This is a genomic window from Pseudomonas fluorescens (assembly GCF_902497625.1).
Taxonomy (GTDB): Bacteria; Pseudomonadota; Gammaproteobacteria; order Pseudomonadales; family Pseudomonadaceae; genus Aquipseudomonas; species Aquipseudomonas fluorescens_BQ.
The window spans coordinates 1-26,977 of the sequence record NZ_CABVGX010000038.1 but is presented as its reverse complement, the minus strand read 5'-3'; the positions used below and the strand labels follow the sequence as shown (position 1 = coordinate 26,977).

Below are 26,977 nucleotides of genomic sequence, written 5' to 3'. Positions count from 1 at the left end.
GCGAGCAAGCCCGCTCCCACAGGGATAGTGGATATTCTGAGGTTTCTATTGCTGGGCGGCATGATGCTGCTCAGCGCCTGCGCCAACAATGCGCCGTTGCCCGAACAAGCGCCCAACCTGACGTTGCCGCAGCAGTTGCACATCCAGCGCATCGAGGCTGAACAACGCCAGGACTGGGTACTGGTGATTGCGCGTGAGGGGCCGGGAATTCGCTGGTCGATGATGGACCTTCTGGGCATTCCGCAGGCGCGGCAGAAACTGATCGATGGCGAATGGCAGGCCGATGGTTTGCTGCCACCCAATCCTGAAGCCCGGGCGCTGTTCGCGGCAATACTGTTCGCGCTGACGCCCAAGGATGAATTGCGCGGCAAATATCCTGCTGCATGGCAGCACGGCGCGCAGCGTTCTCTGCCCGAGCACTGGGAGGTGCGCTACTCGCAACCGGCGAGTTTTCAATTGAATCTACCCAAAGGTCCACAGTACCTAGTCTCGCCCCTGAGTGGTGAAATACCATGACCGCCTACCTCAACGCCCTTGGCGTGATTTGCGCGCTGGGTCGCGGCAAGGATGAAGTCGCACGCAACCTGCTTGGCGGTGACTGCTCCGGCCTGCGCGACGAAACCGGCTGGGTGCCGGAACGCTCACTGCCGGTAGCCGCCGTACGTGGCGAACTGGTCACTATCCCGACGGAGCTGGCCAACCAAAGCAGCCGCAACAATCGATTGCTGCTGGAAGCGGCGCTGCAGATTCGCGCGGACATAGACCTGGCGATCCAGACTTACGGACGTGACCGCATCGGCGTGATCCTCGGCACCAGCACGTCGGGAATCGACGAAGCCAGCCGTGGGCTCGCTCATTACATCCGCGAGCAGCAGTTCCCGGCCGATTACGACTATCAGCAACAGGAACTCGGCGCGCCGGCGAACTTTCTCGCAGACTGGTTGCAGCTGAGCGGTCCGGCTTACGTGATTTCCACGGCGTGCACCTCCAGTGCTCGGGCATTGATGAGCGCTCAGCGCCTGTTGGATCTGAACTTGTGCGATGCGGTGCTGTGCGGTGGTGTGGACAGTTTATGCAAGCTCACACTCAATGGGTTCTCGGCGCTGGAAGCGGTGTCGGAACAACGCTGCAACCCGTTCTCAGTGAACCGTAACGGCATTAATATCGGCGAAGCCGCGGTGTTGTTCCTGATGACCAGGCGCGCAGGCGCCGGCTCACCTATCGCCCTGCTGGGCAGCGGCGCCAGCTCCGACGCTCATCACATCTCCGCCCCGGAGCCGACCGGCCGTGGAGCGCTGCAAGCAATGCGCAAAGCCTTGAGCCGCGCCGGCCTGCAACCCGGGCAGATTGATTACCTGAACCTGCATGGCACTGCCACTCAGCACAACGACGCCATGGAAAGCCTGGCGGTGACGACGCTGTTCCCGTCCGGCGTGCCATGTTCGTCGAGCAAACCGATGACCGGTCATACCCTCGGCGCAGCCGGTGCGCTGGAAGCGGCTTTCTGCTGGCTGAGCCTGAGCGCTGCCAACACTGAGCATGCTCTGCCGCCGCATATTTGGGACGGCCAGCCCGATCCCGACCTGCCACCGTTGAAATGGGTGACCCCGGCCGATCGCCTGACGTCCATTGCACCTCGCTACCTGATGAGCAATTCATTCGCTTTCGGTGGCAACAACGTCAGCCTGATTATCGGAGACGCCCCATGATTGACTGGCCGCTCGCCGAACTGTTGCCCCATGCGGGCGACATGATCCTCATCGAGCAGATCCTGTCGTTCGACGAAGAGCAGATTCACACCCGCCTGACGGTCAGGCCCGGAGGCCTGTTCAACCGGCCCGACGGCAGCCTGCCGGCCTGGGTCGGCATCGAACTGATGGCGCAGAGTGTGGCCGCGTACGCAGGCTGCCATGCACGCCAGCGCAGCGATCCGTTGGCGTTAGGATTTCTGTTGGGCACACGTAAATTCGAATGCAACGTCGAGCATTTCCCACTGGGCACCGAACTGACCGTTCATGGCATTCGCTCACTGGAAGATGACAACGGCATGGGCGTGTTCGAATGCCATATCAATGCACCCGGCATTCACGCGACCGCGCGTCTGAACGTGTATCGACCGCCACAGCCTGCCCACTATCTTGATGAATCCATAGGAGTCCGGTCATGACTGAATTTGTACTGGTCACCGGTTCAAGCCGTGGCATCGGCCGCGCCATCGCTTTGCGTCTGGCCCAGGCCGGGCATGACATCGTCCTGCACTGCCGCAGCGGTCTCGCGGATGCCATCGCCGTGCAAAGTGAAATCCAGGCACTTGGGCGCCAAGCGCGGGTCCTGCAATTCGACGTGGCCGACCGTGCCAGCTGCAAAGCCATTCTCGAAGCGGATGTCGAAGCTCACGGCGCCTATTACGGCGTCGTGCTCAATGCCGGCCTGACCCGCGACGGTGCTTTTCCGGCGCTGAGCGAGGATGATTGGGACGTCGTGATGCGCACCAACCTCGACGGTTTCTATAACGTGTTGCACCCGGTGATGATGCCGATGATCCGGCGTCGCGCTCCCGGACGGATCGTCTGCATCACCTCGGTCTCCGGGCTGATCGGCAACCGCGGACAGGTCAACTACAGCGCTTCCAAGGCCGGTCTGATTGGCGCGGCAAAAGCGTTGGCGATCGAACTGGGCAAACGCAAGATTACCGTCAATTGTGTCGCTCCCGGCCTGATCGACACAGCGATGCTAGATGAAAACGTGCCGGTGGAAGAATTGATGAAAATGATCCCCGCACAACGCATGGGCACCCCGGAAGAGGTGGCCGGTGCAGTCAATTTCCTGATGTCGGCGGAAGCGTCGTACATCACCCGGCAGGTTCTGGCCGTCAACGGAGGCCTTTGCTGATGAAGCGCGTCGTCGTCACTGGCATGGCCGGCATCACTTCACTGGGTAGCGATTGGGAAACCATCGCCGGCCATTTCGCAGCCAACCGCAGCGGCATTCGGCGAATGGACGAGTGGGATCGTTTTACCGAACTCAACACGCGACTGGCCGGGCCGATCGATGATTTCAAGGTTCCAGGCCACTGGACTCGCAAGCAACTGCGCAGCATGGGCCGAGTCTCGCGCCTGGCCGTGGGTGCAGCCGAGCGGGCGCTGGCCGACGCCGGATTGCTCGGCAACGAATTGATCAAGGACGGCCGCATGGGCGTAGCGTGCGGCTCATCCACAGGCAGCACCGACGAGATCAAGGCGTTCGGCAACATGCTGCTCAACTCGGTAGCTGAGGGCCTGAACGCCAACTCCTACGTGCGGATGATGCCTCACACCACCGCTGCGAATATCAGCATATTCTTCGGCCTCACCGGTCGGCTCATACCGACGTCCAGCGCCTGCACCAGTGGCAGCCAGGGCATCGGTTACGCGTACGAGTCGATCAAGTTCGGCCGCTTGCCGCTCATGCTCGCGGGCGGTGCTGAAGAACTGTGCCCCACCGAAGCCATGGTCTTCGACGCGCTCTACGCCACCAGCCTGAAGAACGATGCCCCGCAGACCTCGCCACGCCCTTACGACAGCGGTCGCGACGGTCTGGTAATTGGCGAGGGTGGCGGCATGCTGGTGCTTGAAGAACTCGAGCACGCATTGGCGCGTGGCGCGCATATCCATGCCGAACTGGTGGGTTTCGGCAGCAATGCCGACGGTCAGCACACGACACGACCGGAACAGGTGACCATGCGCCGGGCAATGGAACTGGCGTTGGAAGATGCCGGTTTGCAGCCATCGGATGTCGGCTACGTGAACGGTCATGGCACCGCGACCGAACAGGGCGACATCGCTGAAACACTGGCCACCAGTGCGTTGTTCGGCGAGCACATGCCGATCAGTTCGCAGAAGAGTTTCCTCGGCCACACGCTGGGCGCGTGCGGTGCGCTGGAATCCTGGTTCAGCATCGAAATGATGAACCGCGACCAGTACGTACACACCTTCAATCTCGATGAGGTCGATCCGCACTGCGGAAAGCTTGATTACTTGCGCGGCGAGTTTCGCCAGATGAGCAATCAGTACGTCATGAACAACAACTTTGCTTTCGGCGGCGTCAACACTTCGCTGATCTTCCGTCGCTGGTCGTAACTCAACACTCACAAGGTCAAGGAGACCTCATGCAACTCAAGAAAATTGCTACCGCCGCCGCTCTGCTTATCTGCACGCTCCCTGCCGTCAGCCAGGCGCGTGACACCGCGGTGTACCTGCCGCTGGACAAAGCTGTTGCCGAAGCCACCCGGGCCGGCAAAATCGACGGCAGCGTGAAGTTCTACCTCGCTGGTAACACACCGGCCGGCCAAGTCACCGTCGTCAGCCCGGGCGCGGTCACCAACAAGAAAACCAATGCCTTCAACAAGTCCGACGAAGTTGCCTGCGAATGGGTTGCGCAATCGGCCATCATCAGCCTGCACCAAGCCGCGAAAAACGCCGGCGCTAACGCAGTGACCAACATCGTCAGCTTCTACAAGAGCAACGAGCGCAAGGACGCCAAAAACTACGAGTGCCACGCCGGCGCGATCATGGCGGGCGTTGCGTTGAAAGGGGATCTGGCCAAGGTTCAGTAAGCCCGTAGTTCGCGAGCGCTATCGCTCGCTGCAACGACGGCATCCTGTAGCAGCCGGCGCAGCCTGCGTCCACCCGCAGCAACGCCCCGACCTGTAGCAGCTGGCGCAGCCTGCGTCTGGCTGCCCCAGCTGTTCAGCGGTCGTTAACCAGTACATCGCAGTCAAACGACGCGGCGCATCAGCCTTATGCGGCTGCAGCGCAAACGGACGCAACCGGACGCAGGCTGCGCCAGCTGCTACAGGGGCGATGTGGTTTCAAGGTAATGGTTTCACTTGCTCGGACAGCAGTCCCCGGTCACCCTTCCAACGGCTCAACCCTCCTCGTCAACAACTCCACAAACGCCCTCGCCATCGGCGACTTCTGATCCTTGCGCTGCACCAGCCACACCGCCGACACCGCTGCAGGGTCCAGCAAAGGTCGATAGACCACGCCGTCAATGCGCATCCGCTGATACGACGCCGGCAACACCGATACGCCAAGCCCCGCCGCGACCAGGCCGATGATGGTCATCGCTTCCCCCGCTTCCTGGGCGAAATGCGGGCTGAATCCCGCGTCCCGCGCCAGGCTCAGCAATTGCGCATACAGACCGCTGCCGTAACTGCGCGGGAAAAACACGAAAGGCTCGAGCGCCAAGGCTGACAGGAATAATCCTTCCTCGCTCGAAGCGACCAACGGGTGCTTGGAGCTGAGCACAGCAACCAAGGGCTCACGCATCAGCTCCACCACACTGAGCGAGTCCGGCAATCCCAGCGGCCGCATGATCCCCACTTCTATCGACTCATCGACCAGCGCATCGGCCACTTGGGTGCTGCTCATTTCGCGCAAATGCAGGTGCACGGCAGGGAAGCGTTGGCGGAACGCGAAGATCGCCTGTGGAATGGTCGAGTTGAACGGAGCCGAAGAGGTAAAGCCAATCTTCAATTCGCCCAGTTCGCCCAGCTGCGCGCGCCTTGCTACGTCGGCTGCCTTGTCGACCTGCGCCAACACCAGCCGTGCTTCTTCCAGAAACAGTCGACCGGCCTCGCTCAACTCGACCCGACGATTGGTTCGTTCAAACAACCGCGCGCCCACCTCCTGCTCAAGCGCCTGAATCTGCTGGCTCAGGGGCGGCTGAGAGATGCCCAGCGCCTGAGCGGCGCGGCCGAAGTGCAACTCTTCGGCGACAGCGATGAAGTAGCGCAGGTGACGCAATTCCATGAAACCCTCATTAGGTCGCAAAACCTCTCAAACAGGTCGAACAATATATTGGATTGAATCATTGGGCGGCTATATGCTTTTTCCATTGCCTGACCGGCTGCGCCCCTCCGAGGTCTGACGTGAAAACTGCTGTCGCTCCACTCGCCCATGAAGTCCCGCCCGCCGCGCTGGATGATGCCGTGGCCGAGCTCAAGGAAATCTATATTGAGAAAGGCACGCCGATGTTCATGCGCACAGTGCTGGCGCTGTTCTGCGGTGGTTTTGCGACGTTTGCGCTGCTCTATTGCGTACAGCCGATGATGCCGTTGCTCTCCAGCGAGTATTCCATCAATGCGGCGCAGAGCAGCCTGATTTTGTCAGTCGCGACCGGCATGCTGGCTTTTGGTCTGCTGATCACCGGCCCGATCTCGGACCGGGTCGGACGCAAACCGGTCATGGTCGCGGCGCTGTTTGCTGCAGCCTTGTGCACGCTTTCCAGTTCGATGATGCCGAGCTGGCACGGCGTGCTGCTGATGCGTGCGTTGATTGGTTTGTCGTTGAGTGGCCTGGCGGCGGTCGCCATGACGTACCTGAGCGAAGAAATCCACCCGCAACACATCGGCCTGGCGATGGGCCTGTACATTGCCGGCAATGCCATTGGCGGCATGAGCGGGCGCTTGATTACCGGCGTCTTGATCGACTTTGTCACGTGGCACACGGCGATGCTGGTGATTGGCGCACTGGCGCTGATCGCTGCAGCGGTGTTCTGGAAGATCCTCCCGGAATCGCGCAATTTCCGTGCGCGCTCTCTGCATCCACGCAGCCTGCTCGACGGCTTCACCCAGCACTTTCGTGACGCCGGCCTGCCGCTGTTGTTTCTCGAAGCCTTCGTGCTGATGGGCGCCTTCGTCACGCTGTTCAACTACATCGGCTATCGCCTGCTGGCTGCGCCCTACAACATGGACCAAGCCTACGTCGGACTGCTGTCGGTGGTGTATCTGTCGGGCATTTACAGCTCGGCGAAAATCGGTGCGCTGGCGGACCGCCTCGGCCGCCGCAAGGTTCTCTGGGCGACCATCGCTTTGATGCTCGCCGGCCTTGCCCTGACCCTGTTCACACCGCTGGTACTGGTGATCACCGGCATGTTGATCTTCACTTTCGGCTTCTTCGGCGCGCACTCGGTGGCGAGCAGCTGGATCGGCCGCCGCGCCCTTAAAGCCAAAGGACAGGCCTCTTCGTTGTACCTGTTCAGCTATTACGCCGGCTCCAGCATCGCCGGTACCGCGGGCGGGGTGTTCTGGCACCTGGGCGGGTGGAACGGGATCGGTCTGTTCATCGGCGCGTTGCTGGTGGTGGCATTGCTGATTGCGTTGAAACTGGCGAAGTTGCCGTTGCTGCCGGGAAGCGCCTCGGCTACTTAAGCACCACCCGGGCCTCAAGAACTGAATCACGCTTTTCCAAGGTCAGCGCCTGCAAGGTTGCGCCGTCATGCTCGACACGGTCGAGCCAGTGCAGCAGCGCCTTCGCATCGCCGCTGAGGGCGAGGCGCAACACTTCGTGATCGGTTTCCATCTGAGCCAGATCGAGACCCGCCGCTGCGGCACTTTCGCTGATTTGCAGTGAAAGGGGCTGCGAGACGACAGCGCTGCCCCCTTGCGGTTGCACCTTTTGCAGTTGGACTGCCAGCATTCGTTGCTGTTGATAATGGCGTTCGGCAGTGTCAATGCGCTGGCGGGTAGGCTGCCAGATCAGGCTGAATGCCAGCACCAACAGAAGGAACAAACTCAACGCCTGGAGCAATTGTTGTTCGCGCCTGGAAATCCGATGCCATGCGGCTTTCATGTTCCATCCTCCAGAGTCAGTGTTGCCTGCACCCGATCACTTTGTTTGCTTGCGCTGTCGAGTCTGATTGGCATGCCTTGCTGCCGTCCGCGTTCGCGTAACTGTTCAAGCTCGGCAAAGCTATTCGCGGTCAGCTGGATTTTCCAGCCGTCAGCGACGCGATAATCAATTCGCCGCACCTCGACCTGACTGGCACCGACGACTTGTTCAATCAGTTTCACCAGGTCGGCCATCCGCGTGTTTTGCGGTTGCGCGCGCTGGCTCTGGAGCACTTTGAGCTGCATCGCGACATCGACGGTGCGCTGCTGCTCGGGAAACAGCGCCTTGAACCGCTGCACGTTTTGTTCCGAAAGCTGTCGGGTTTGGCTGGAGAGAAAGCCGATTCGCGCTTCACTGGCGCCCCAGGTCAAGAGCAACACTGCCAGCAAGCTCAAGCCGGCCAAACGCCAGGGCAGACATTTGCCACGCACAATGAAGTCACCTTGCAGGAGGTTGATTGCCCCGCCGTTTGGCTCTGTCAGCGATCGCTCGATGACCTGCGCCGCCTGATGCTCGTCAAACCAAAGTGCATCGATGGGCAGGGCTGGTTTGAGCAGTTTCATGTCGTCGTGCGATAACGCCATGCGCGCGCCCAGCGTCCCTCCGACCACCCAGCGATCAAACCACCAGACGCCGATTGGTTGATCCGCCGACAACACATCGGCATCGGCGAACACCGAGCGTGCTTCGATGCCCGAATCGGTCAGCAGCGCCAGGATTCTTCCCAATCGATCGCGATTGATCACCATCACCGGATAGCGTCCTTCGCTGTCGCGAGCCCCGGCACTCAGGTGCAACCGCTCAAGAGCGTCGCTCAATTGATCTTCCACCGCATAGGCGATGGCTTGCGCACCCGGTTGGCGCCTCGACGGCCAAGGATCGCTGCGGACCCAACTGCACAGCTCCATTGGCAACAACACATTGATCGGCCGACCGTTCAGTGCCTGTGCCACTTGATCCAACGGCAGCAACTGCTGCAGACCGGTGGCCGAGTAAATGCAGCAGGGCCAGTCGGTCGAAGACTGGCCAAGACCCTCAGGGGTGAAATAAAGCCAGGTATTCATCGCAGCATCTCATGGGCGCCGGGGGGAAGAAGGCGTCGTTGTACAATGGTCATCCGACCGGTTTTCTTATCACGCTCGATATCAGTGGCCAGACGCAAGGCGCGCAGCCCTTGGGACACCTGCACGGTGATGCGGAACCAACGGCTACCGGTGCCTAACCCATGGGTGGTCAGGCCCGAACCGGAGAGCATTGGATCGCTGCTGAAGGCCTGGACACTTTTCCACGCCTGTGTCGAGCGCTGGCGAACGAGCGCGTCCGCCATTGCACGTTCTATGCCCTCCAGCGCCTGCAAAACCTGCGCTGGCGCTGTGTTGATGTTCAGTGCCGCCTCGGCGGGCAGCAGCGCCACCCAAGGTTCAAGCTGGCGCAGAAATTGTCCGTCGACGCCCGGGAGCAGCCGCAGTTGACTCAGTTCCTGCAAAACACCCACTTGGCTTATTTCCACCTGCTCAAGCCCAAGGAGTGCCAACAAGCGTGCCCAGCGATCAAGTGTGACCTGACTGACTTTCCCCTGACTGAGCAGCGAATTGAGATTGAAGCGCCCTGCGAGGTCTTCGATTTCGATGTGAATCTGCGCGTCGTCCACCTCGAAAACGGGGGCCAGTCGCGCCCAGTCCTGAGTCAGGTCGACGGTTTGTTGCGAGGCTGGCAGGGCGTCCTGCAGCAGCGACAACGCCAAGGTTTCGCCGGCCGTTGCAAGCTGACGCAGATGCAGATGCTGCAACTGTTGCCCGGTGCTTTGCAGCATCAATCGATGGTTGCGCAGCAAGCCGCCGGTAATCAGTAACGCCAGGCTCATTACCAGCAACACACTGATGAGGGCGATGCCGTGTTGGCGCCCGTTCATCGCAGAGCGCCTGGTAACAGCAGCACACGGCGCAACGACTCGAAACGCCCAACCGATAATTGCAGCTCCACCGCCATTGCCGTTCCTTCGGCGTCACCGGCCGGCCAGTCGGTGCGCCAGCCGGATCGAGCATCAAATAGCCGCCAGCTCAGGCCGCGAACATCGTCGAGCAGCTTTTGCCGCTGAGGTGAGCCGAGCTCGCCGCGGCTTTCCCGCCATAGCGCGCCGTTTTCGAGTCGGTAGGCCAGCGTTTGCCGTTCACTACGCATTTGGTCCAGCGGGTTGCGCCAGTTGCTGCGCTGCATTTGCAGCAAACCCTGGGTCAGTTCAGAGCCCTGCCGGGTGACGTGAAGCATATCCCTCTCAATGACGGCGACGGCGCGTTGCACGCGTTTGAATTCGCGCTCATGCGCGCCAATGCCCTGCTGCACGCGCACCACACCATCGAACAACCCCCAACTGGCAAGCCCGAGCACAGCGAAAATCGCCATGGCGATGACGAGCTCCAGCAAGGTGAAACCATTCTGCTTAATTATCACGATTGGCAACCCAGCCGCTGGCGCGATGCACTGGCTGCTCGCGTCCGGCAAGGCCGACTTCGATGTCGACCCGAAGCAGTCGCGGGTCGCCGGTCGCGCTGATGCGTTGTTGCAGCGACCAGTTTCGTCGGTCCATCGGTATCACCTGTCGGGATTGCCCAACGACCCATCCGGATTGCAGCTGCAGCTCATTGAGCTGGTTGTCCGCCAGCCATGCGGCGAACAGACGGTCCTGGATTTCAGCGGTGTGTCTCACAACGTATTGACTGGCAGACAGCACGGCCGCCGCCAGAGTCGAAAAAATCGCCAGCGCGACCATGATCTCCAGCAGCGTGAACCCGCGCACGCGCCTGCGCCCCAGCGGGCTAGCCATCGATCACGGTCTCACCAATGCCGTCACTGGAGAGGGTCAGCCAGGTCGTGTTCTCACTGGAAAAGGTCAGTGAAAAAGCGCTGGTTTCATCGCTGCTGAGCATCAATAAGTGCGGCGCTCCTTCGTCCGCACCCAGGTTCACGAATTGACCATCGAGCTCGAGGTGCAGCCGCAGGTTTTCCGGCCATCGATAAAACGGCGACATCGGTTTCCAGGTTTGAACTTCGAGCTTCAGCGCGCGATAGCCGTCGACGCTCAGACGCAAGCCGTACTGCTGGCCATCAAGTACTGCCTGCTCGCGCAATTGTCCAATAATGCCGGCAAGAACTTGCGCTTGCTCTCGCGCTTGCCGCCCCGGATTCTGGCCGGTGGCCAAGCCCACCATGCCCACTAACATGCCTATCACCACCATCACGATCATCAATTCCAGCAAAGTAAACCCCCGACAGCGATGCCCCATCAGTCATTTGCCCAGTTGCCGATATCGGCCGCATGTCCCTCGCCACCGGCCACGCCGTCGGCGCCCAAAGAGTACAGATCGTAGGTGCCATCAGTTGATCGCACACCCGGGTTGAGGAACTGATAAGGCGTGCCCCAAGGGTCGACCGGCAGGCTCTTCAGGTAACCCTGTGGGTTCCAGTTGCGCGCTGCGGGCATTCCGGAAGGCCGTTTACTCAAGGCTTCCAGCCCTTGCTGCGTCGAGGGGTAGTTGAAGTTATCGAGGCGATACATTTCCAGCGCCGTGGCAATTGCCTGGATGTCGATCCCGGCCGCAGTGACTTTGGCCTGATCGGGTCGGCTCATGAATTGCGGAACCACGATGGCGCCCAGTACACCGATGATGACCACCACCACCATGATTTCGATCAGGGTAAAACCGCGCTGTGCGCCCGGCGTGTTGCGCAGAGATTTCATTGTTCAATTCACCAACTGATTGAGGCTGAGAATCGGTAGCAGAATGGCCATGACGATCAGCAGCACCACGCCGCCCATCAGCACCAGCATGGCCGGTTCGAATAGACTGACGACCAGCGCGATGCGCGCCGCCAGACTGCTTTCCTGTTGTTCGGCGGCGCGCACCAGCATCTGGTCGAGCTCACCGGCGCGTTCGCCGCTGGCAATCATGTGCAGCATCATCGGCGGGATGTCACCGCTGAGCTCCAGACCTCTGGTCAAGGTTCCGCCTTCGCGAACGGAGCGCGCGACGTCGACCATGCGGGCGCGGATCGTCAGATTGCCGATCACTGCGGCGGCGATCTCCAGAGCATCCACAAGAGGCACCGCACTTTTGCCGAGGATCGCCAGCGTGCTGGCAAACCGCGCCGCTTCCATCGCTCGCAGCACGTCGCCTGCGATCGGGATCTGCAATGCCAGACGATGCCAGCGCTGCCGCCACATTGACTGGCGCAGAGTCCAGCGCCAGAGACCGATCAGCGTCAGCAGCATGCCCATCATCAGCAGCCCATTGTTACGCAAGGCGTTACTGGAACCGATCAGCGCCTGTGTCAGCCACGGTAGCGGCTGACCGCTGTCGACGAAAATCTTCACCACGTCCGGCACCACATAGCCGAGCAGAAAGCCGACTATCGCAACACTGGCCAGCATCAGAATCAGCGGGTACACCAACGCCATCTGGATTTTCTGTCGCGACGCCTGGCGTGCCTGGGTATAGGCCGCCAATTGCTCCAGTACCTGGCCCAAATGCCCGGAACGCTCCCCCGCTGCGACAGTGGCGCAAAACAATTCGGGGAACGCTTTGGGAAACTGCCCCAGTGCCATCGAGAGAGCATGCCCCTCCATCACCCGACTCCTGACCGCCGACAATAAACCGGCAACTTTGCGCCTGGCGCTCTGCTTTGCCACCGCCTCCAACGCTTCTTCAAGGGGCAAACCGGCCTGAACAAGGGTGGACAGCTGCAACGTCAGCAGCGCCAGATCCGCCGCACTCAAACGACCACCTCGACGCTGTGATCCCGGACCGGCAGCCGGTGCAGCCTCATTCAGCTCGCGCAGCCACAGGCCCCGCTCACGCATCAGTTGACGGGCATGACGAGAGCTGTCGGCTTCCAGCTGCCCTTTGCAACGTCGGCCGTGAGCGTCGTCAGCGCGATAATCGAAGGTCGGCATTGCCTAGTCCTCCTGACTCACGCGCAGCAGTTCGTCGAGGCTGGTTACGCCATCGAGCACGCGCATACGACCGTCCTGAAACAGGCTGCGGGAAAACTTGCGCGTTTCTTCGAGCAAGGCTTGCTCACTCGCGCCCTGATGGATCAATGCCGAAACCCCTGGCGTGACGCTGATCAGCTCATAGATGCCAATACGTCCGCGATAACCGTGCTGACATTGCTCACAACCCACCGCTCTGAACAGACGTGGCGGCGACGAAGCGGTCAACCCCAGGCGTTGACACTGCGACGCGTCGGCGGGGTACGAGACCTTGCAGAGAGGGCACAACCGGCGCAGTAGTCGCTGCGCCAGAATGCCGACCAGCGATGACGCCAGCAGGTAAGCATCGACGCCCATGTCGACTAACCGGGTTACCGCCCCAATCGCGCTGTTGGTATGCAAGGTCGATAACACCAGATGCCCGGTCAACGACGCCTGAACGGCAATCTCGGCGGTTTCACGATCACGAATTTCACCGACCATCACCACGTCCGGATCCTGCCGCAGAATCGCCCTCAAACCTCGGGCAAAGGTCATGTCCACTTTCGGATTGACCGGCATCTGACCGACACCCGGCAGGTGATATTCGACAGGGTCCTCGACCGTCAGGATGTTGCGCGTCTGATCATTCAGACTGCTCAACGCGGCATACAGACTGGTGGTCTTGCCGGAACCTGTCGGACCGGTCACCAGGAGGATGCCGTGAGGTTTGCCGAGCAGCTGGCGCAACACGGTAAGGGTGTCTTCGGGCATGCCAAGCCGTGCCAACTCGAGACGTCCCGCCTGCTTGTCGAGGAGCCGCAGCACGACCCGCTCGCCGTGCGCAGACGGCAATGTGGAGACCCGCACATCGACCTCATGCCCGGCCAGCCGCAGCGCCATTCGACCATCCTGAGGCACACGTTTTTCCGCAATATCCAGGCGCGCCATGACTTTGATGCGCGACACCAGCAAGGTCGCGAGCTCACGCCGCGGCCGCAGCATTTCGCGCAGTTGCCCATCAACCCGCATGCGCACCGAGAGGTACTGCTCGAAAGTTTCCAGGTGCACGTCCGACGCCTGTTCGCGCACCGCTTCGCTGAGCAAGGCGTTGATCAGGCGGATGATCGGCGCATCACCTTGCTGCTCCAGCAGGTCGGCGGTCTGTGGCACTTGATCAACCAGACTGAGCAAATCCAGTTCGTCATCCAGCCCTTGAGCAACCTGCTCCGCTGCACTCTGACCCTCTCGATAAATACTGGCCAGACGGCCGGCAAATTCGTCCGCCGCGAGCACCCTCAGCGGCAGATTGCGGCCGCATGCCCTGCGCGCCTCAGTGACGGCGGTCAGCGGGGTATCGGCGCGTAGAGCAAGGATCGGCCCAGGCTCTGCGTTTTCGAGCAATACGCCAAACCGTCGGGCGAAGCCGAACGGCAATGGCGCAAAAATGGCACTCGACTCGCTCATGGGGCCTCAGGCGCCTGCTTGCGCAAATCGAACACCGGCGAATCGCTTATCGGCTCGAACAAGTGCCGCGACTCAGCAGGCAGCAGGAGCGAGTTATTGCCCTGCGCGCCGGGCTGGCTCAACTCACGGAGGGCGTTGTATCGCTGCTGGCTGATATCGGCCAGATCGTCTTTGCTGCGCACGATGGTCGGCCGCAGAAACACCATCAAATTGCTTTTGGTCTGGGTGTCACGGGTCCAGCGAAACAGCGCGCCCAGGTAGGGAATGTCGCGCAGCAGCGGCACGCCGCTCTGTTGAGTGCGCACACTGTCACGGATCAAACCACCGATCACGATGATCTCGCCATCGTCGGCGAGGATGGTGCTTTTGAGTGCGCGTTTATTGGTAATAAGGTCGGAAGAATCAATACCCGAAACCGAGGGCGCGATGTCCGACACTTCCTGCTCCACTTCCAGGCGTAGCGTTGAACCTTCGTTGATGTAAGGCTTGATCTTCAGGCTGATGCCAACGTCCTTGCGCTCGACGGTAGTAAACGGATTCTCCGCGCCGTTGCTACTGGTGGTGTAGGAGCCGGTCTTGAACGGGACGTTCTGGCCTACGATGATTTCTGCTTCCTGATTGTCCAGCGTCAGCAAGCTCGGTGTGGACAGCAGATTGCTGCGCGTGTTGCTGGCCAGCGCCGAAATCAATGCACCGAAGCGGTCGCTGCCCAACTGCAGGATCGCGCCTTCCGGGGCGGATTTCTTCTCGTCGAAGGTCAGGCCGCCAATGATCGGAATATCAGTGCCGGGGAAGTTGATGAAGCCTGTTGCACTGCCTGTTTTCAAGCCCCACTGGACGCCCACGGCCTCAGCGATGTCGCCGGAAATCTCGACGATGGCAGCATGAATCAACACCTGGGCTCGCGGCTGGTCCAACTGGCGCACGATGGTTTCAATGGTGCGAATCTGTGCAGGCTCGGCAAGCAGCACCAGGGCATTCTGACTTTCGTCAGCCTTGATCATGAACGTCGCACCGGGAGAATTATCCTTGGCACCCACATTGGCAGATGCCTGCTTTCTGCCCTGCCCCATCGCTTCGAGCACCTCGGCCAACTGCTTGGCATCGCTGTGGCGCAAACGAATGACGCGGGCATTATCGAGGTTCGCGGTCGCCGGGCTATCCAGACCACGAGCAAGCTCGAGCAGGCGCTGCCGAACGGCGGGTGGCCCAATCAAAATGAGCCGATTGGTGCGGCTGTCGGCAAGCACCTGAATCGCCGTATCGGCGTTGCGCTTGCCCAACGAAGATTCGATGATGGTGGCTACGTCCAAGGCTTGGGCGTGACGTAACTGCACCACGGCATGCAGGTTGTTCTGGCCGGAATCGAGTTGACGAACGACCTTCGCGATACGACCCACATTGGCCGCTGTATCGGTGACCACCAGCGCGTTCGCCGAAACGGACGGGCCGACGTAGCCGTTGACCGAGACCAGCGGCCGCACCAGACCGGCGATGTCCGATGCGCTGCTGGTGTCGAGTTCGATGACCTGAGTGATGAATTGCGACGGCGTGGCCTTGGTCGTCATGCCCTGGCCGGCGCGGCTCTTGGCTTCGGAGACCGGCGTAATCAGGATTCGGTCGCCTTCATCGATGACCGTGAAGTTGTGGGCATCCAGCACCGAATAGAACAACCGTCGAACGCCTTCGCGGTCGAGCGCTTTTTGAGACATGACGGTGATGCGTCCGCTAACCCTCGGATCGAGCACCACCGTCGTGCCAAGGATGGTCGAGAACTCTTCGACGATATCGCGCAGTTCGGCGTTGTTCATCGCCAGCTGCCACCTTTCTTCCTCGGCCCGAAGCTGGCCAGGAACGCTCGCCAGAATAAAAACACCAAATAAAATAAGGGAGCGCAGCATCTGCGCGCCAGTGAAGCTGTTCATGGGAATGATCACTCTGACTGCCCGGAAACTGGACGTAGAAAACGCGTGGAAATAGCGGGCGCCAGTGACTGCTTCGGCACTTGGAACGCACGCAGGAAACTCGCGCTGGATGGCACCAGTGCCAATACTTCTTCGCGCCCCTTGTTCCACAGCACAACCTGGGTCACCTCGACGCGACGCAGAACACTGCCGCCCGGCAACCGCTCACCGACCTCGTACATGCGCGGGCCTTGCGCGTCCGCCAAGAGCGCTTTGGACAAGCCGTTGCTGTGGATGAAACTGGCGTGCAAAGTCAGCGGCTCCGCGCTGGGCAATGGCGACACTGCGGTCGTGAGGCCGAGCACCGAAGCGATCGCTGCGGTGTTCAAAGGCTCTCTCACCAACGACGGCGCAATCGCAGAGATAACCGGGGGCGGGCCAGTAAATTCGTCGCGAAAGCGCCATTCCTGCCACGCCAAAAACGCCAGATAGGCGATCGGCACCATCAACAGACTTGTGCTGCTCACACGAGGCAACATCACTGCAATCGCCTGCGGCAGACGTTTCGCCCGAAACTCACTCAAGCTGTCCACCACGCCGATATCTGCACCAGGACATGCGGCGCAGCAGCCGATGCCCGCAGGCCTCGTGAACGATCACCGCGCCGACATGCAGCACGACAAGCAGCGAAAGGACCACACAGGCGCCGATGTGGAGTGTGACGAACGAGCCAATCAGCTCAGGGTCGCTCAATGGTTGAGGAATGCTGATCCAGCCAAACACATTGATTGGTCGATCCATCATCATCGCGCCAGTCACCAGCACGATACTGACGATAAAGTAGATCAATGCATGCGCCAGGAACACAAGTTTCCCCATCAACCCTAATGCACTCACACCCGTTTGACGGACATGAGTGATAAAAATAAACAGACGCCAGACGAAGAACGGGATGAACACGGTCGTCAGCGAGACATTGATGAAAGCAACCGATTGCTTGATGCGCGCGAGCAGCTCAAAACTGGCCACGGAAAAGCCGGACACCAGGGTCCAGATGATTACAGCTGCCGACAGCCAATGCAGCCATACGCGCAGGGTGGAGTAACCCGAAGTCTTCATTCGCAACTCTGCAATTCAACAGAAAATGAACTTCGGGCGATCCTTGATGAACCGCCCGGAGTATTACGACTTACTTAGAGTTTGTTCCACGCCATGTGCCAATGCGCACCGACGCCGGGTTCAAAACCGTTTGCGGTGGGTGTGTACTGCTTGCAGTAGCCGGACTCGGGGAACGGCTTGCACTCGAAGACTTCATTGGTCTTCGGCTGCAATACTTTGGTACCAGCGGTGTACTCACTGACGCCTTCCGGGAACACGAACTCATAGTCTGCACCTGCACCCTCACCGGTGAGGATGGTTGGCTGGGTGTCCTGGCGAGTAGTGCGCCCGTCGAGGGTGGTGCCAACCAGTGTCAGGGTATGTTTTCCGGGGTTGCTGCGAACATCCATGATCAACCTGGCAGGTCCGTCGACTTGAGCAGAGGTCGTTCCGACCAGTTTGTTGCTCTCATCGAACAAGGTCGCTTCCACGTTCATCTTGCGATTGGTGACCAAGCCGAAATCGACTTTGACCTGACCCTTGTCCAGAACGTATTCAGCTTGCTGAGAAGCGATCTGCATGCGGGCTGCGGTATCTTCCTGCATGTTCAGCTGCACTTCGTAGCGGGTAATGCCGCTGTCTTTTTGCGCATACAGGTTGTTGTTGCCTTTCACCGGTTCAATGTTGCCGTCTTCATCTCGCATACCGGCGCGAACAAGGGTTTGCGTTTCGTTGATTTTTTCGGCCAGCTTGAAAGACCAGTTGTTGGCCAGGCCCTGCTCGGCGTTGTCGATGGAGATTTCGACGCTGTACGGCGGGCTTTCACCGGCGGCGCTGAAGGCCCGTGCCTTGACCTTGTCACCGACCAGTAGCGCCGTCGAAGGTGTGATGCCCCCCACTGGGGACCAGCCACCGGGCAGTGAAGCTTCCGCAAGAATATTGACATCGGCAGGGTTGTAGAACGCCGCGTCGGTGTCACCGACTGTCCAGACAGCCAGGATCACATGGTGGCCGGATTTGTCGTCAGGGATGGTGCACGTGTGTTTCGTGCCAGAGACCGGCAACTGGTGGTTACCATCAATGGTGCAAAACGGCGTGCTTTCAAAGGATGAGCGTTTCAGCGATTCGTTGGGGTTCCAGCCGCTGCGGGTAATGAAATATTCGTGTTTGGTGGCTGGATGAGCCGCGGTGTACTGCCACTGGAAGTCAATGTTGCGGTCCTTGATCTCGGTCAACTGCCAACGGACAGCGGACTGGGCGTCCATGGCCGAGAAACTCGGATTGCCACCACTGGCGATCTTGCCATCGATCGGCCCCTGCAACGGACGACCACCGACGCCTGCGGGGAAGCCCTTGAAGGTTTCGCCGACACTTTGCGGTTCGTATTGAGCGTTACCGCAATTAGTGTTCACGCCTTTCTGGCAGAGTAATGCCCGCGAAGGCGGCACGTCCAGATAGCCGTGAGCAGAGACAGTTTGCGAGCCGAGCATTGCCGATAACAGGATCACTGAAGAAGTGCAGGCGGTTATTGCACTTTTCTTCTTAAAATTATTCATGACTTATTCCAGACTGCTTATCGAAGTTGAGGCGCCTGGGGCGCCAATTATCGCGATATAGCCGGGTACAGAGTGCGCCGAGCTACGGGCCGGAACGTTACGGAAATACTTGCAACAGCGATGTAGGATTAATCTCGACATGCGACGGGAAATGTCGCGCTTTAGGGCAGGAGAGTGGGGAAATTTCGCGGGCAGGCGTCTTGATCTCCAGGTCTTTTTTGCGCACATGAAAAAGCCTGTCCGGCGCAGGTCCGGACAGGCTTCAGATATTGCCGAATCTGTTACTCGTGGTACTGCGCCGACAGCTCATGCACCGCGCGCAGGAAAGCGCCGGCATGTTCCGGATCCACTTCCGGCGTGATGCCATGGCCGAGGTTGAACACGTGACCACTACCCTTGCCATAGCTGGCGAGGATGCGGCCAACTTCGGTGCGAATGGCTTCTGGCTGGGCGTACAGCACGGTCGGGTCCATGTTGCCTTGCAGAGCGACTCTGTTGCCAACACGCTGGCGGGCTTCGCCAATGTCGCAGGTCCAGTCCAGACCCAGGGCGTCGGCGCCAGCGTCGGCGATGCTTTCCAGCCACAGGCCGCCGTTCTTGGTGAACAGGATGACCGGCACTTTGCGTCCTTCTTGCTCGCGGATCAGGCCGCTGACAATTTTGCGCATGTAGGCCAGGGAGAATTCCTGGTACGCCGCGGCCGAGAGGTTGCCGCCCCAAGTGTCGAAGATCTGCACCGCTTGCGCGCCGGCCATGATCTGGCCATTGAGGTAGCTGGTGACCGACTGCGCGAGTTTATCCAGCAGCAGGTGCATGGCTTGCGGGTTGTCGTAAAGCATGGCTTTGGTCTTGCGGAAGTCTTTCGACGAGCCGCCTTCAACCATGTAGGTAGCCAGAGTCCATGGGCTGCCGGAGAAGCCGATCAGCGGCACACGACCGTTCAGTTCGCGGCGGATGGTGCTGACCGCGTCCATCACATAACCCAGGTCTTTGTGCGGATCAGGAATCGGCAGGGCTTCGATATCGGCCATCGTACTGACGACTTTCTTGAAGCGTGGACCTTCACCGGTTTCGAAGTACAGGCCTTGGCCCATAGCGTCGGGAATGGTCAGGATGTCCGAGAAAAGGATCGCCGCGTCCAGCTGCGGATAGCGGTCAAGCGGCTGCATCGTGACTTCGCACGCGAACTCCGGGTTCATGCACAGGCTCATGAAATCGCCGGCCTTGGCGCGGCTGGCGCGGTATTCCGGCAGGTAGCGACCGGCCTGACGCATCATCCACACGGGGGTGACGTCTACGGGTTGCTTGAGCAGGGCACGAAGGAAACGGTCGTTCTTCAGGGCAGTCATGTCGGCATCCGGTAAAAAAGTGCGGGCATTTTCTCAGAGCGTGACGCAAAAGGCACGGCAAGAGCCGTGCCTTTTGTCTATCGGGTCAATTTGTCGCGGTGGAATGCGCTAGTTAGCAACACGCTGAAACCAATGTGGGAGCGAGCCTGCTCGCGAAGAGGGCTTCACATTCAACATCTCTGTTGACTGATCCACCGCTATCGCGAGCAGGCTCGCTCCCACAATTGATCGCATTGCAGTTCTGGAAAGCGATCAGACGCCCAGGTAATCCAGGATCCCTTCAGCCGCGTTACGGCCTTCGAAGATCGCTGTTACTACCAGATCAGAACCGCGAACCATGTCGCCACCGGCGAAGATCTTCGGGTTGCTGGTCTGATGCTTGTACTGACCTTGCTCAGGCGCAACAACGCGGCCCTGGCTGTCGGTCTGGATCACGAACTGCTCGAACCATGAAGCAGGGCTCGGACGGAAACCGAAAGCGATGACCACGGCGTCGGCCGGAATGATCTCTTCGGAGCCCGGGATTGGCTCGGGGCTGCGACGGCCACGGGCGTCCGGCTCGCCGAGTCGGGTCTCGACCACTTTCACACCTTCGACGTGGTCTTCACCAACAATGGCAATCGGCTGACGGTTATAGAGGAATCTCACGCCTTCTTCCTTGGCGTTCTTCACCTCTTTGCGCGAACCCGGCATGTTCGCTTCGTCGCGACGATAGGCACAGGTCACCGACTTGGCGCCCTGACGAATCGAAGTGCGGTTGCAGTCCATCGCCGTGTCGCCGCCGCCCAGTACCACTACCCTTTTGCCTTTCATGTCGACGAAATCTTCCGGCGACTTTTCAAAGCCCAGGTTGCGGTTGACGTTGGCGATCAGGAAGTCCAGCGCATCGTGCACGCCCGGCAGGTCCTCTCCGGCAAAGCCGCCCTTCATATAGGTGTAGGTGCCCATGCCCATGAACACCGCATCGTATTCGGCGAGCAATTGCTCGATGGTCACGTCCTTGCCCACCTCGGTGTTCAAGCGGAACTCGATGCCCATGCCGGTGAAGACTTCGCGACGATTACTCAGCACGGTCTTTTCCAGCTTGAACTCGGGGATGCCGAACGTCAGCAGACCACCGATTTCCGGGTTTTTGTCGAACACCACCGGGGTCACGCCGCCGCGCACCAGCACGTCAGCACAACCGAGGCCTGCAGGGCCGGCACCGATGATCGCAACTCGCTTGCCGGTCGGTACGACTTTGGACATGTCCGGGCGCCAGCCCATGGCGAACGCCGTGTCGGTGATGTACTTCTCCACCGAACCGATGGTCACCGCGCCGAATCCGTCATTGAGGGTGCAGGCACCTTCACACAGACGATCCTGCGGGCACACCCGGCCACAGACTTCCGGCAAGGTGTTGGTTTGGTGCGACAGCTCGGCGGCCTGGAGAATGTTGCCCTCGGCCACCAGCTTCAGCCAGTTCGGAATGAAGTTGTGCACCGGACACTTCCATTCGCAATACGGGTTACCGCAACCCAGGCAGCGGTGGGCCTGATCGGCCGAATGCTGGGGTTTGAAGGGTTCGTAGATTTCCACGAACTCTTTCTTGCGTTGATGCAACAGTTTCTTCTTCGGATCTTTGCGCCCGACATCGATGAATTGGAAGTCGTTGCTGAGACGTTCGGCCATCTTCAAAACCTCTTACACGACAGCTAAAAGCTACAAGCTTCAAGCTTCAAGAAAATCACATTAGTCCGGCACACCGCGCACTGCTTCGAGCTTGCCGCTCGAAGCTTGCCGCTTGCCGCTGCGTCGTTTATTGCGGACTCGCACGAGTACTGGAGAGCAAAGTTTTCAAGCTCGCCGCCTTAGGTTTGACAAGCCAGAAACGACGCAGATAGTCATCGAGGTTTTCGGCGAGTTCACGACCCCACTCGCTATCGGTTTCCGCGACGTACTCGTTCAGCACGTGTTGCAGGTGGCTGCGATAGGCTTCCATCGCCTCGCCGCTGATCCGCTGGATTTCCACCAGTTCGTGGTTGACCCGGTCAACGAAGGTGTTGTCCTGATCGAGCACGTAGGCAAAACCGCCGGTCATGCCTGAGCCGAAGTTGTAACCGGTCTTGCCCAACACACAGACAAAACCACCGGTCATGTATTCGCAGCAGTGATCGCCAGTGCCTTCCACCACGGTGTGGGCACCGGAGTTACGCACCGCGAAACGCTCGCCTGCAGTACCCGCCGCGAACAGCTTGCCCCCGGTGGCGCCATACAGACAGGTGTTGCCGATGATGGCACTGTCTTGAGTCTTGTAAATGCTGCCCTTCGGCGGAACGATGACCAGTTTGCCACCGGTCATGCCTTTGCCGACATAGTCGTTGGCGTCGCCTTCCAGATACATGTGCAGACCGCCTGCGTTCCACACGCCGAAGCTCTGACCGGCCGTGCCTTGGAAGCGGAACGTGATCGGCGCTTTGGCCATGCCCTGGTTGCCATGCTTGCGGGCGATTTCGCCGGAAATCCGCGCACCGATCGAACGGTCGCAGTTGCAGATATCCAAAGCGAACTCGGCGCCGCTCATGTCATTGATCGCCGACGTGGCGAGGCCGACCATTTTTTCGGCCAGCAAACCTTTGTCGAACGGCGGGTTGCGCTCAACCTGGCAGAACTGAGGTTTGTCTGCCGGAATGTGGTCGCTGCCCAGCAACGGCGTCAGGTCGAGGTGATTCTGCTTGGCGGTCTGGCCTTCGAGAATTTCCAGCAGATCGGTACGCCCAATCAGCTCTTCGAGGGAACGCACGCCCAGTTTCGCCAGCCACTCACGGGTTTCTTCGGCGACGTAGGTGAAGAAATTCACCACCATGTCGACGGTGCCGATGTAGTGATCCTTGCGCAGCTTCTCGTTCTGAGTTGCGACGCCGGTTGCACAGTTGTTCAGGTGACAGATGCGCAGATATTTGCAGCCCAGCGCGATCATTGGCGCGGTACCGAAGCCGAAGCTTTCGGCGCCGAGGATCGCGGCCTTGATCACGTCGAGGCCGGTTTTCAGACCGCCGTCAGTCTGCACCCGGACCTTGCCGCGCAGGTCGTTGCCGCGCAGGGTCTGGTGGGTTTCGGCGAGGCCGAGCTCCCACGGAGCGCCTGCGTATTTGATCGAGGTCAGCGGCGATGCGCCGGTGCCGCCGTCATAGCCGGAGATGGTGATCAAGTCTGCGTAAGCCTTGGCAACACCGGCCGCGATAGTGCCGACGCCTGCTTCAGCGACCAGTTTCACTGAGACCAGCGCCTGCGGATTGACTTGTTTCAAGTCGAAAATCAGCTGCGACAAGTCTTCGATAGAATAAATGTCATGATGCGGCGGCGGAGAAATCAAGGTCACCCCCGGCACTGCGTAGCGCAGCTTGGCGATAAGACCGTTGACCTTGCCACCCGGCAGTTGACCGCCCTCGCCAGGCTTGGCACCTTGAGCGACTTTGATCTGCAGCACTTCAGCGTTGACCAGGTATTCCGGGGTCACACCAAAACGGCCAGTCGCGACCTGCTTGATTTTCGAGCTCTTGATGGTGCCGTAACGCGCCGGGTCTTCGCCGCCTTCGCCGGAGTTGGAGCGCGCACCGAGGCGGTTCATGGCTTCGGCCAGGGCTTCGTGAGCCTCAGGCGACAAGGCGCCCAACGAGATACCGGCGGAGTCGAAGCGCTTGAGCACCGATTCCAGCGGTTCGATCTCGCTGATGTCCAGCGGCGTGTCCAGGGTTTTGACCTTGAACAGGTCGCGGATCATCGACACCGGACGGTTGTCCACCAGCGCCGTGTATTCCTTGAACTTGCCGTAATCGCCCTGCTGCACTGCGGCTTGCAAAGTGTTGACCACGTCCGGGTTGTAGGCGTGATATTCGCCACCGTGGACGAACTTCAGCAGACCGCCCTGCTGGATCGGCTTGCGCGGGCTCCAGGCTTCGCTGGCGAGGGCTTTCTGCTCAGCTTCGAGGTCGACGAAACGCGCGCCCTTGATGCGGCTCGGCACGCCACGGAAGCTCAGGTCGCAGACTTCTTCGGACAGGCCGATGGCTTCGAACAGCTGCGCACCCCGGTACGAAGCAATGGTCGAGATACCCATCTTCGAGAGAATTTTCAGCAGGCCCTTGGTGATGCCTTTGCGGTAGTTCTTGAACACTTCATAGAGGTCGCCCAACACTTCACCGGTACGGATCAGGTCGCCCAACACTTCGTACGCCAGGAACGGATAGACCGCCGAGGCGCCGAAACCGATCAACACGGCGAAATGATGCGGGTCGCGAGCAGTCGCAGTTTCCACGAGGATGTTGGAGTCGCAACGCAGGCCTTTTTCAGTCAGACGGTGATGCACCGCGCCGGTGGCCAGGGAAGCGTGAATCGGCAACTTGCCCGGGGCAATATGACGGTCACTCAAGACGATCTGGGTACGACCGGCGCGAACGGCTTCTTCAGCCTGGTCGGCGACATTGCGCACCGCAGCTTCGAGGCCGACGCTCTCGTCATAGTTGAGGTCGATCACCTGGCGTTCAAAGCCCGGGCGATCAAGGTTCATCAGCGAGCGCCACTTGGCCGGGGAAATGACCGGCGAGCTGAGGATCACGCGCGAAGCGTGTTCCGGCGACTCCTGGAAAATGTTGCGCTCGGCACCGAGGCAGATTTCCAGCGACATCACGATCGCTTCACGCAGCGGGTCGATCGGCGGGTTGGTGACCTGCGCAAACTGCTGGCGGAAATAGTCATACGGCGTACGCACGCGCTGGGACAGCACAGCCATCGGCGTATCGTCGCCCATGGAGCCGACCGCTTCGTAGCCTTGCTCACCGAGCGGACGCAGCACCTGATCACGCTCTTCGAACGTGACCTGATACATCTTCATGTACTGCTTGAGCTGGTCGACATCATAGAAAGCCGAACCGTGGTCGTTGTCTTCCATGGTCGCCTGAATGCGCAGGGCGTTCTTGCGCAGCCATTGCTTGTACGGATGACGGGACTTCAAGCGATTGTCGATCGCGTCGGTGTCGAGGATCTGCCCGGTTTCGGTGTCCACGGCAAAGATCTGACCCGGACCGACGCGGCCCTTGGCGATCACATCTTCAGGCTGGTAATTCCAGACACCAATTTCCGAGGCCAGGGTGATGAAACCGTTCTTGGTGGTCACCCAGCGAGCCGGACGCAGACCGTTACGGTCGAGCAGGCACACTGCGTAACGACCGTCGGTCATGACCACGCCGGCCGGGCCGTCCCACGGCTCCATGTGCATCGAGTTGTATTCATAGAACGCACGCAGGTCCGGGTCCATGGTTTCGACGTTCTGCCACGCCGGCGGAATGATCATCCGCACGCCACGGAACAGGTCGATGCCACCGGTGACCATCAGCTCGAGCATGTTGTCCATGCTGGAGGAATCGGAACCGACGCGGTTGACCAGCGGGCCGAGTTCTTCCAGGTCCATCAGATCGTTGGTGAACTTGGTCCGACGGGCCTGCGCCCAGTTGCGGTTACCGGTGATGGTGTTGATTTCGCCGTTGTGGGCGAGGAAGCGGAATGGCTGTGCCAGCGGCCATTTCGGCAGGGTGTTGGTGGAGAAGCGCTGGTGGAACACGCAAATCGAAGTCTGCAGGCGCTGATCGCTGAGGTCTGGATAGAAGGCGGTCAGATCCGCCGGCATCATCAGGCCTTTATAAATGATCGTCTTGTGGGAAAAGCTGCAGATGTAGTGATCGACGTCGGCGGCGTTGGCCACTGACGAGCGACGACGGGCGCTGAACAGCTTGATCGCCATGTCCTGATCGCTGAAGCCTTCACCACCGATGAACACTTGTTCGATCTGCGGCAGGCGCTCAAGAGCCAGGCGACCGAGGACGCTGGTATCGATCGGCACTTTGCGCCAGCCAACCAGCGTCAAACCTTCGGCCAGCAGTTCGCGGTTCATGTTCTCGCGGGCAGCCTCGGCCTTCACCGGGTCCTGATTGAAGAACACCATGCCCACGGCATATTGCTTGGGCAGTGCTGCGCCGAAGGTTTCCTGGGCAATGGCTCGCAGGAACACATCCGGCTTTTGAATCAGCAAGCCGCAACCGTCACCGGTCTTGCCGTCGGCGTTGATCCCACCGCGGTGGGTCATGCAGGTCAGGGCCTCGATGGCCGTTTGCAAAAGGGTATGACTGGGCTCGCCCTGCATGTGGGCTATCAGGCCGAAACCGCAGTTATCCTTGAATTCATCTGGTTGGTACAGACCTGCTTTCATAGACACTTTCTCACCAGGCTGCCTCTTCTCGAGGCAAATTTCTTCTCAATTCAACCACTTGCGATCCGCGCCGAACGTGCGCCGGCTTGGCGGGGGCAAAAGGGTGGTCATTGTACACAGCGACACAGACGCTCACAAATTTGACGACGAACTGTCGCAAATCTATGTCGCATTTGTGAAAGGTTTAAAGCGATCTGCTGTGCTAGTCAAAACATTTTTAATTCTGACCGCAACGACTCAAAGACTACTGTAACGCAGACACCACAACGCACGCGGCTCGGGAGCCGCATGCATTGCAGAACTTTTGAGGTGCTTGGAGAGGCGGCCTGGGTAAGGCCACCGAATCTTCAGCGAGTTGTTGCCAGTTCCTGTTGGACGCTGGCGACAGTGCGAGGCCAAGGTTTACCAGCCTGGACCTTCGCTGGCAAGGCTTTGATGGCGCTGAGGGCTGCATCGCGGCTACCGAAGCTGCCGTAAGTGATGACGTAAAGCGGTTTACCGTTAAGCACTTTCTTGAAATAGCGGTACTCGCCGCCTTGCTCTTTGACAAAGTTTTGCGCGGACGCTTCCGAGCTGGTGCCGAGGATCTGCACCACGTAGTTGCTCGTCGGCTGACCGGCGTACCAGGTGCCACCGGCAGCCTTGGCCACAGTGATCGGCTTTTCGGCAGGTTTGGCTGCAGCGGCGGGTGCCGGAGCGGGCTTGGCGGCAGGCGTTGGAGCCGGCGCTGGCTTGGCC

General features: G+C 59.9%; 25 protein-coding genes. 7 read left to right on the top strand and 18 right to left on the bottom strand.

The features are described from left to right. Positions 1 to 33 precede the first annotated feature (33 nt). Genes F8N12_RS20660 through F8N12_RS20635 form a run of 6 tightly spaced genes read left to right on the top strand, consistent with a single transcriptional unit; the run spans position 34 to position 4,594 of the window. On the top strand, positions 34 to 516 hold the full coding sequence (locus tag F8N12_RS20660) for a DUF3261 domain-containing protein (RefSeq protein WP_150582069.1): 483 nt from the start codon (positions 34 to 36) through the stop codon (positions 514 to 516). Next, on the top strand, positions 513 to 1,709 hold the full coding sequence (locus F8N12_RS20655) for a beta-ketoacyl-[acyl-carrier-protein] synthase family protein (RefSeq protein WP_150582043.1): 1,197 nt from the start codon (positions 513 to 515) through the stop codon (positions 1,707 to 1,709). The genes F8N12_RS20660 and F8N12_RS20655 overlap by 4 nt, the downstream gene beginning before the upstream one ends. Further along, positions 1,706 to 2,167, top strand: coding sequence for a hotdog family protein (locus F8N12_RS20650; RefSeq protein WP_150582042.1), 462 nt, complete (start codon positions 1,706 to 1,708; stop codon positions 2,165 to 2,167). The genes F8N12_RS20655 and F8N12_RS20650 overlap by 4 nt, the downstream gene beginning before the upstream one ends. Beyond that, complete coding sequence (fabG, locus tag F8N12_RS20645; RefSeq protein WP_150582041.1) at positions 2,164 to 2,892, top strand: 3-oxoacyl-ACP reductase FabG; 729 nt, start codon at positions 2,164 to 2,166, stop codon at positions 2,890 to 2,892. Before F8N12_RS20650 ends, fabG begins: the two co-directional genes overlap by 4 nt. Further along, positions 2,892 to 4,118 carry a beta-ketoacyl-ACP synthase gene (locus F8N12_RS20640; RefSeq protein WP_150582040.1) on the top strand — a complete coding sequence of 409 codons (1,227 nt, stop codon included), beginning with the start codon at positions 2,892 to 2,894 and terminating at the stop codon, positions 4,116 to 4,118. The genes fabG and F8N12_RS20640 overlap by 1 nt, the downstream gene beginning before the upstream one ends. A gap of 29 nt (positions 4,119 to 4,147) precedes the next feature. Continuing rightward, the gene (locus tag F8N12_RS20635) at positions 4,148 to 4,594 is read left to right on the top strand and encodes an excinuclease (RefSeq protein ID WP_150582039.1); all 447 of its coding nucleotides are present in this window, start codon (positions 4,148 to 4,150) and stop codon (positions 4,592 to 4,594) included. A gap of 295 nt (positions 4,595 to 4,889) precedes the next feature. Here the strand turns inward: F8N12_RS20635 and F8N12_RS20630 are convergent, their stop codons facing one another. Beyond that, positions 4,890 to 5,792 (bottom strand): LysR family transcriptional regulator, encoded by a 903-nt coding sequence (locus F8N12_RS20630; RefSeq protein WP_150582038.1) that lies wholly within the window; start codon positions 5,790 to 5,792, stop codon positions 4,890 to 4,892. Between the two features lie 167 nt (positions 5,793 to 5,959). Here F8N12_RS20630 and F8N12_RS20625 point away from each other — a divergent pair, with 167 nt between their 5' ends. After that, entirely contained in the window at positions 5,960 to 7,192 is a 1,233-nt protein-coding gene (locus F8N12_RS20625) for an MFS transporter (RefSeq protein WP_412072157.1), read from the top strand. Here F8N12_RS20625 and gspM read toward each other — a convergent pair. The 17 genes from gspM to F8N12_RS20535 form a co-directional block, all read right to left on the bottom strand. Continuing rightward, entirely contained in the window at positions 7,185 to 7,613 is a 429-nt protein-coding gene (gspM, locus tag F8N12_RS20620; protein ID WP_150582036.1) for a type II secretion system protein GspM, read from the bottom strand. The two genes, F8N12_RS20625 and gspM, sit on opposite strands and share 8 nt — an antisense overlap. Further along, positions 7,610 to 8,716 (bottom strand): type II secretion system protein GspL, encoded by a 1,107-nt coding sequence (gene gspL, locus F8N12_RS20615; protein WP_150582035.1) that lies wholly within the window; start codon positions 8,714 to 8,716, stop codon positions 7,610 to 7,612. Before gspL ends, gspM begins: the two co-directional genes overlap by 4 nt. Next, complete coding sequence (locus F8N12_RS20610) at positions 8,713 to 9,564, bottom strand: general secretion pathway protein GspK (protein ID WP_150582034.1); 852 nt, start codon at positions 9,562 to 9,564, stop codon at positions 8,713 to 8,715. Before F8N12_RS20610 ends, gspL begins: the two co-directional genes overlap by 4 nt. Further along, positions 9,561 to 10,100 (bottom strand): type II secretion system minor pseudopilin GspJ, encoded by a 540-nt coding sequence (gene gspJ / locus F8N12_RS20605; RefSeq protein ID WP_150582068.1) that lies wholly within the window; start codon positions 10,098 to 10,100, stop codon positions 9,561 to 9,563. The genes F8N12_RS20610 and gspJ overlap by 4 nt, the downstream gene beginning before the upstream one ends. Continuing rightward, complete coding sequence (gspI, locus tag F8N12_RS20600; RefSeq protein ID WP_150582033.1) at positions 10,093 to 10,476, bottom strand: type II secretion system minor pseudopilin GspI; 384 nt, start codon at positions 10,474 to 10,476, stop codon at positions 10,093 to 10,095. The genes gspJ and gspI overlap by 8 nt, the downstream gene beginning before the upstream one ends. Next, positions 10,469 to 10,936, bottom strand: a complete 468-nt coding sequence (gene gspH / locus F8N12_RS20595) for a type II secretion system minor pseudopilin GspH (protein WP_150582032.1) — start codon at positions 10,934 to 10,936, stop codon at positions 10,469 to 10,471. The genes gspI and gspH overlap by 8 nt, the downstream gene beginning before the upstream one ends. Beyond that, positions 10,936 to 11,391 carry a type II secretion system major pseudopilin GspG gene (gspG, locus tag F8N12_RS20590; RefSeq protein WP_150582031.1) on the bottom strand — a complete coding sequence of 152 codons (456 nt, stop codon included), beginning with the start codon at positions 11,389 to 11,391 and terminating at the stop codon, positions 10,936 to 10,938. The genes gspH and gspG overlap by 1 nt, the downstream gene beginning before the upstream one ends. 3 nt (positions 11,392 to 11,394) lie before the next feature. Beyond that, the gene (gspF, locus tag F8N12_RS20585; RefSeq protein WP_150582030.1) at positions 11,395 to 12,603 is read right to left on the bottom strand and encodes a type II secretion system inner membrane protein GspF; all 1,209 of its coding nucleotides are present in this window, start codon (positions 12,601 to 12,603) and stop codon (positions 11,395 to 11,397) included. 3 nt (positions 12,604 to 12,606) lie between these two features. Then, positions 12,607 to 14,088, bottom strand: a complete 1,482-nt coding sequence (gene gspE, locus F8N12_RS20580; RefSeq protein WP_150582029.1) for a type II secretion system ATPase GspE — start codon at positions 14,086 to 14,088, stop codon at positions 12,607 to 12,609. Next, positions 14,085 to 16,013 carry a type II secretion system secretin GspD gene (gene gspD, locus F8N12_RS20575; RefSeq protein WP_150582028.1) on the bottom strand — a complete coding sequence of 643 codons (1,929 nt, stop codon included), beginning with the start codon at positions 16,011 to 16,013 and terminating at the stop codon, positions 14,085 to 14,087. The genes gspE and gspD overlap by 4 nt, the downstream gene beginning before the upstream one ends. Before the next feature lie 8 nt (positions 16,014 to 16,021). Beyond that, complete coding sequence (locus tag F8N12_RS20570) at positions 16,022 to 16,576, bottom strand: type II secretion system protein N (protein WP_318189655.1); 555 nt, start codon at positions 16,574 to 16,576, stop codon at positions 16,022 to 16,024. Continuing rightward, positions 16,569 to 17,111, bottom strand: coding sequence for a cytochrome b (locus tag F8N12_RS20565; RefSeq protein WP_150582027.1), 543 nt, complete (start codon positions 17,109 to 17,111; stop codon positions 16,569 to 16,571). The genes F8N12_RS20570 and F8N12_RS20565 overlap by 8 nt, the downstream gene beginning before the upstream one ends. A gap of 74 nt (positions 17,112 to 17,185) precedes the next feature. Beyond that, on the bottom strand, positions 17,186 to 18,646 hold the full coding sequence (gbpA, locus tag F8N12_RS20560; RefSeq protein ID WP_150582026.1) for an N-acetylglucosamine-binding protein GbpA: 1,461 nt from the start codon (positions 18,644 to 18,646) through the stop codon (positions 17,186 to 17,188). 281 nt (positions 18,647 to 18,927) lie between these two features. Then, positions 18,928 to 19,995, bottom strand: coding sequence for a uroporphyrinogen decarboxylase (gene hemE / locus F8N12_RS20555; protein WP_150582025.1), 1,068 nt, complete (start codon positions 19,993 to 19,995; stop codon positions 18,928 to 18,930). A gap of 252 nt (positions 19,996 to 20,247) precedes the next feature. After that, positions 20,248 to 21,666, bottom strand: coding sequence for an FAD-dependent oxidoreductase (locus tag F8N12_RS20550; protein WP_150582024.1), 1,419 nt, complete (start codon positions 21,664 to 21,666; stop codon positions 20,248 to 20,250). Between the two features lie 127 nt (positions 21,667 to 21,793). Beyond that, positions 21,794 to 26,239 carry a glutamate synthase large subunit gene (gene gltB / locus F8N12_RS20545; protein ID WP_150582023.1) on the bottom strand — a complete coding sequence of 1,482 codons (4,446 nt, stop codon included), beginning with the start codon at positions 26,237 to 26,239 and terminating at the stop codon, positions 21,794 to 21,796. Positions 26,240 to 26,586: 347 nt separating this feature from the next. After that, on the bottom strand, positions 26,587 to 26,977 hold a 391-nt coding region (locus F8N12_RS20535; RefSeq protein ID WP_191623195.1), incomplete at its 5' end, for an SPOR domain-containing protein.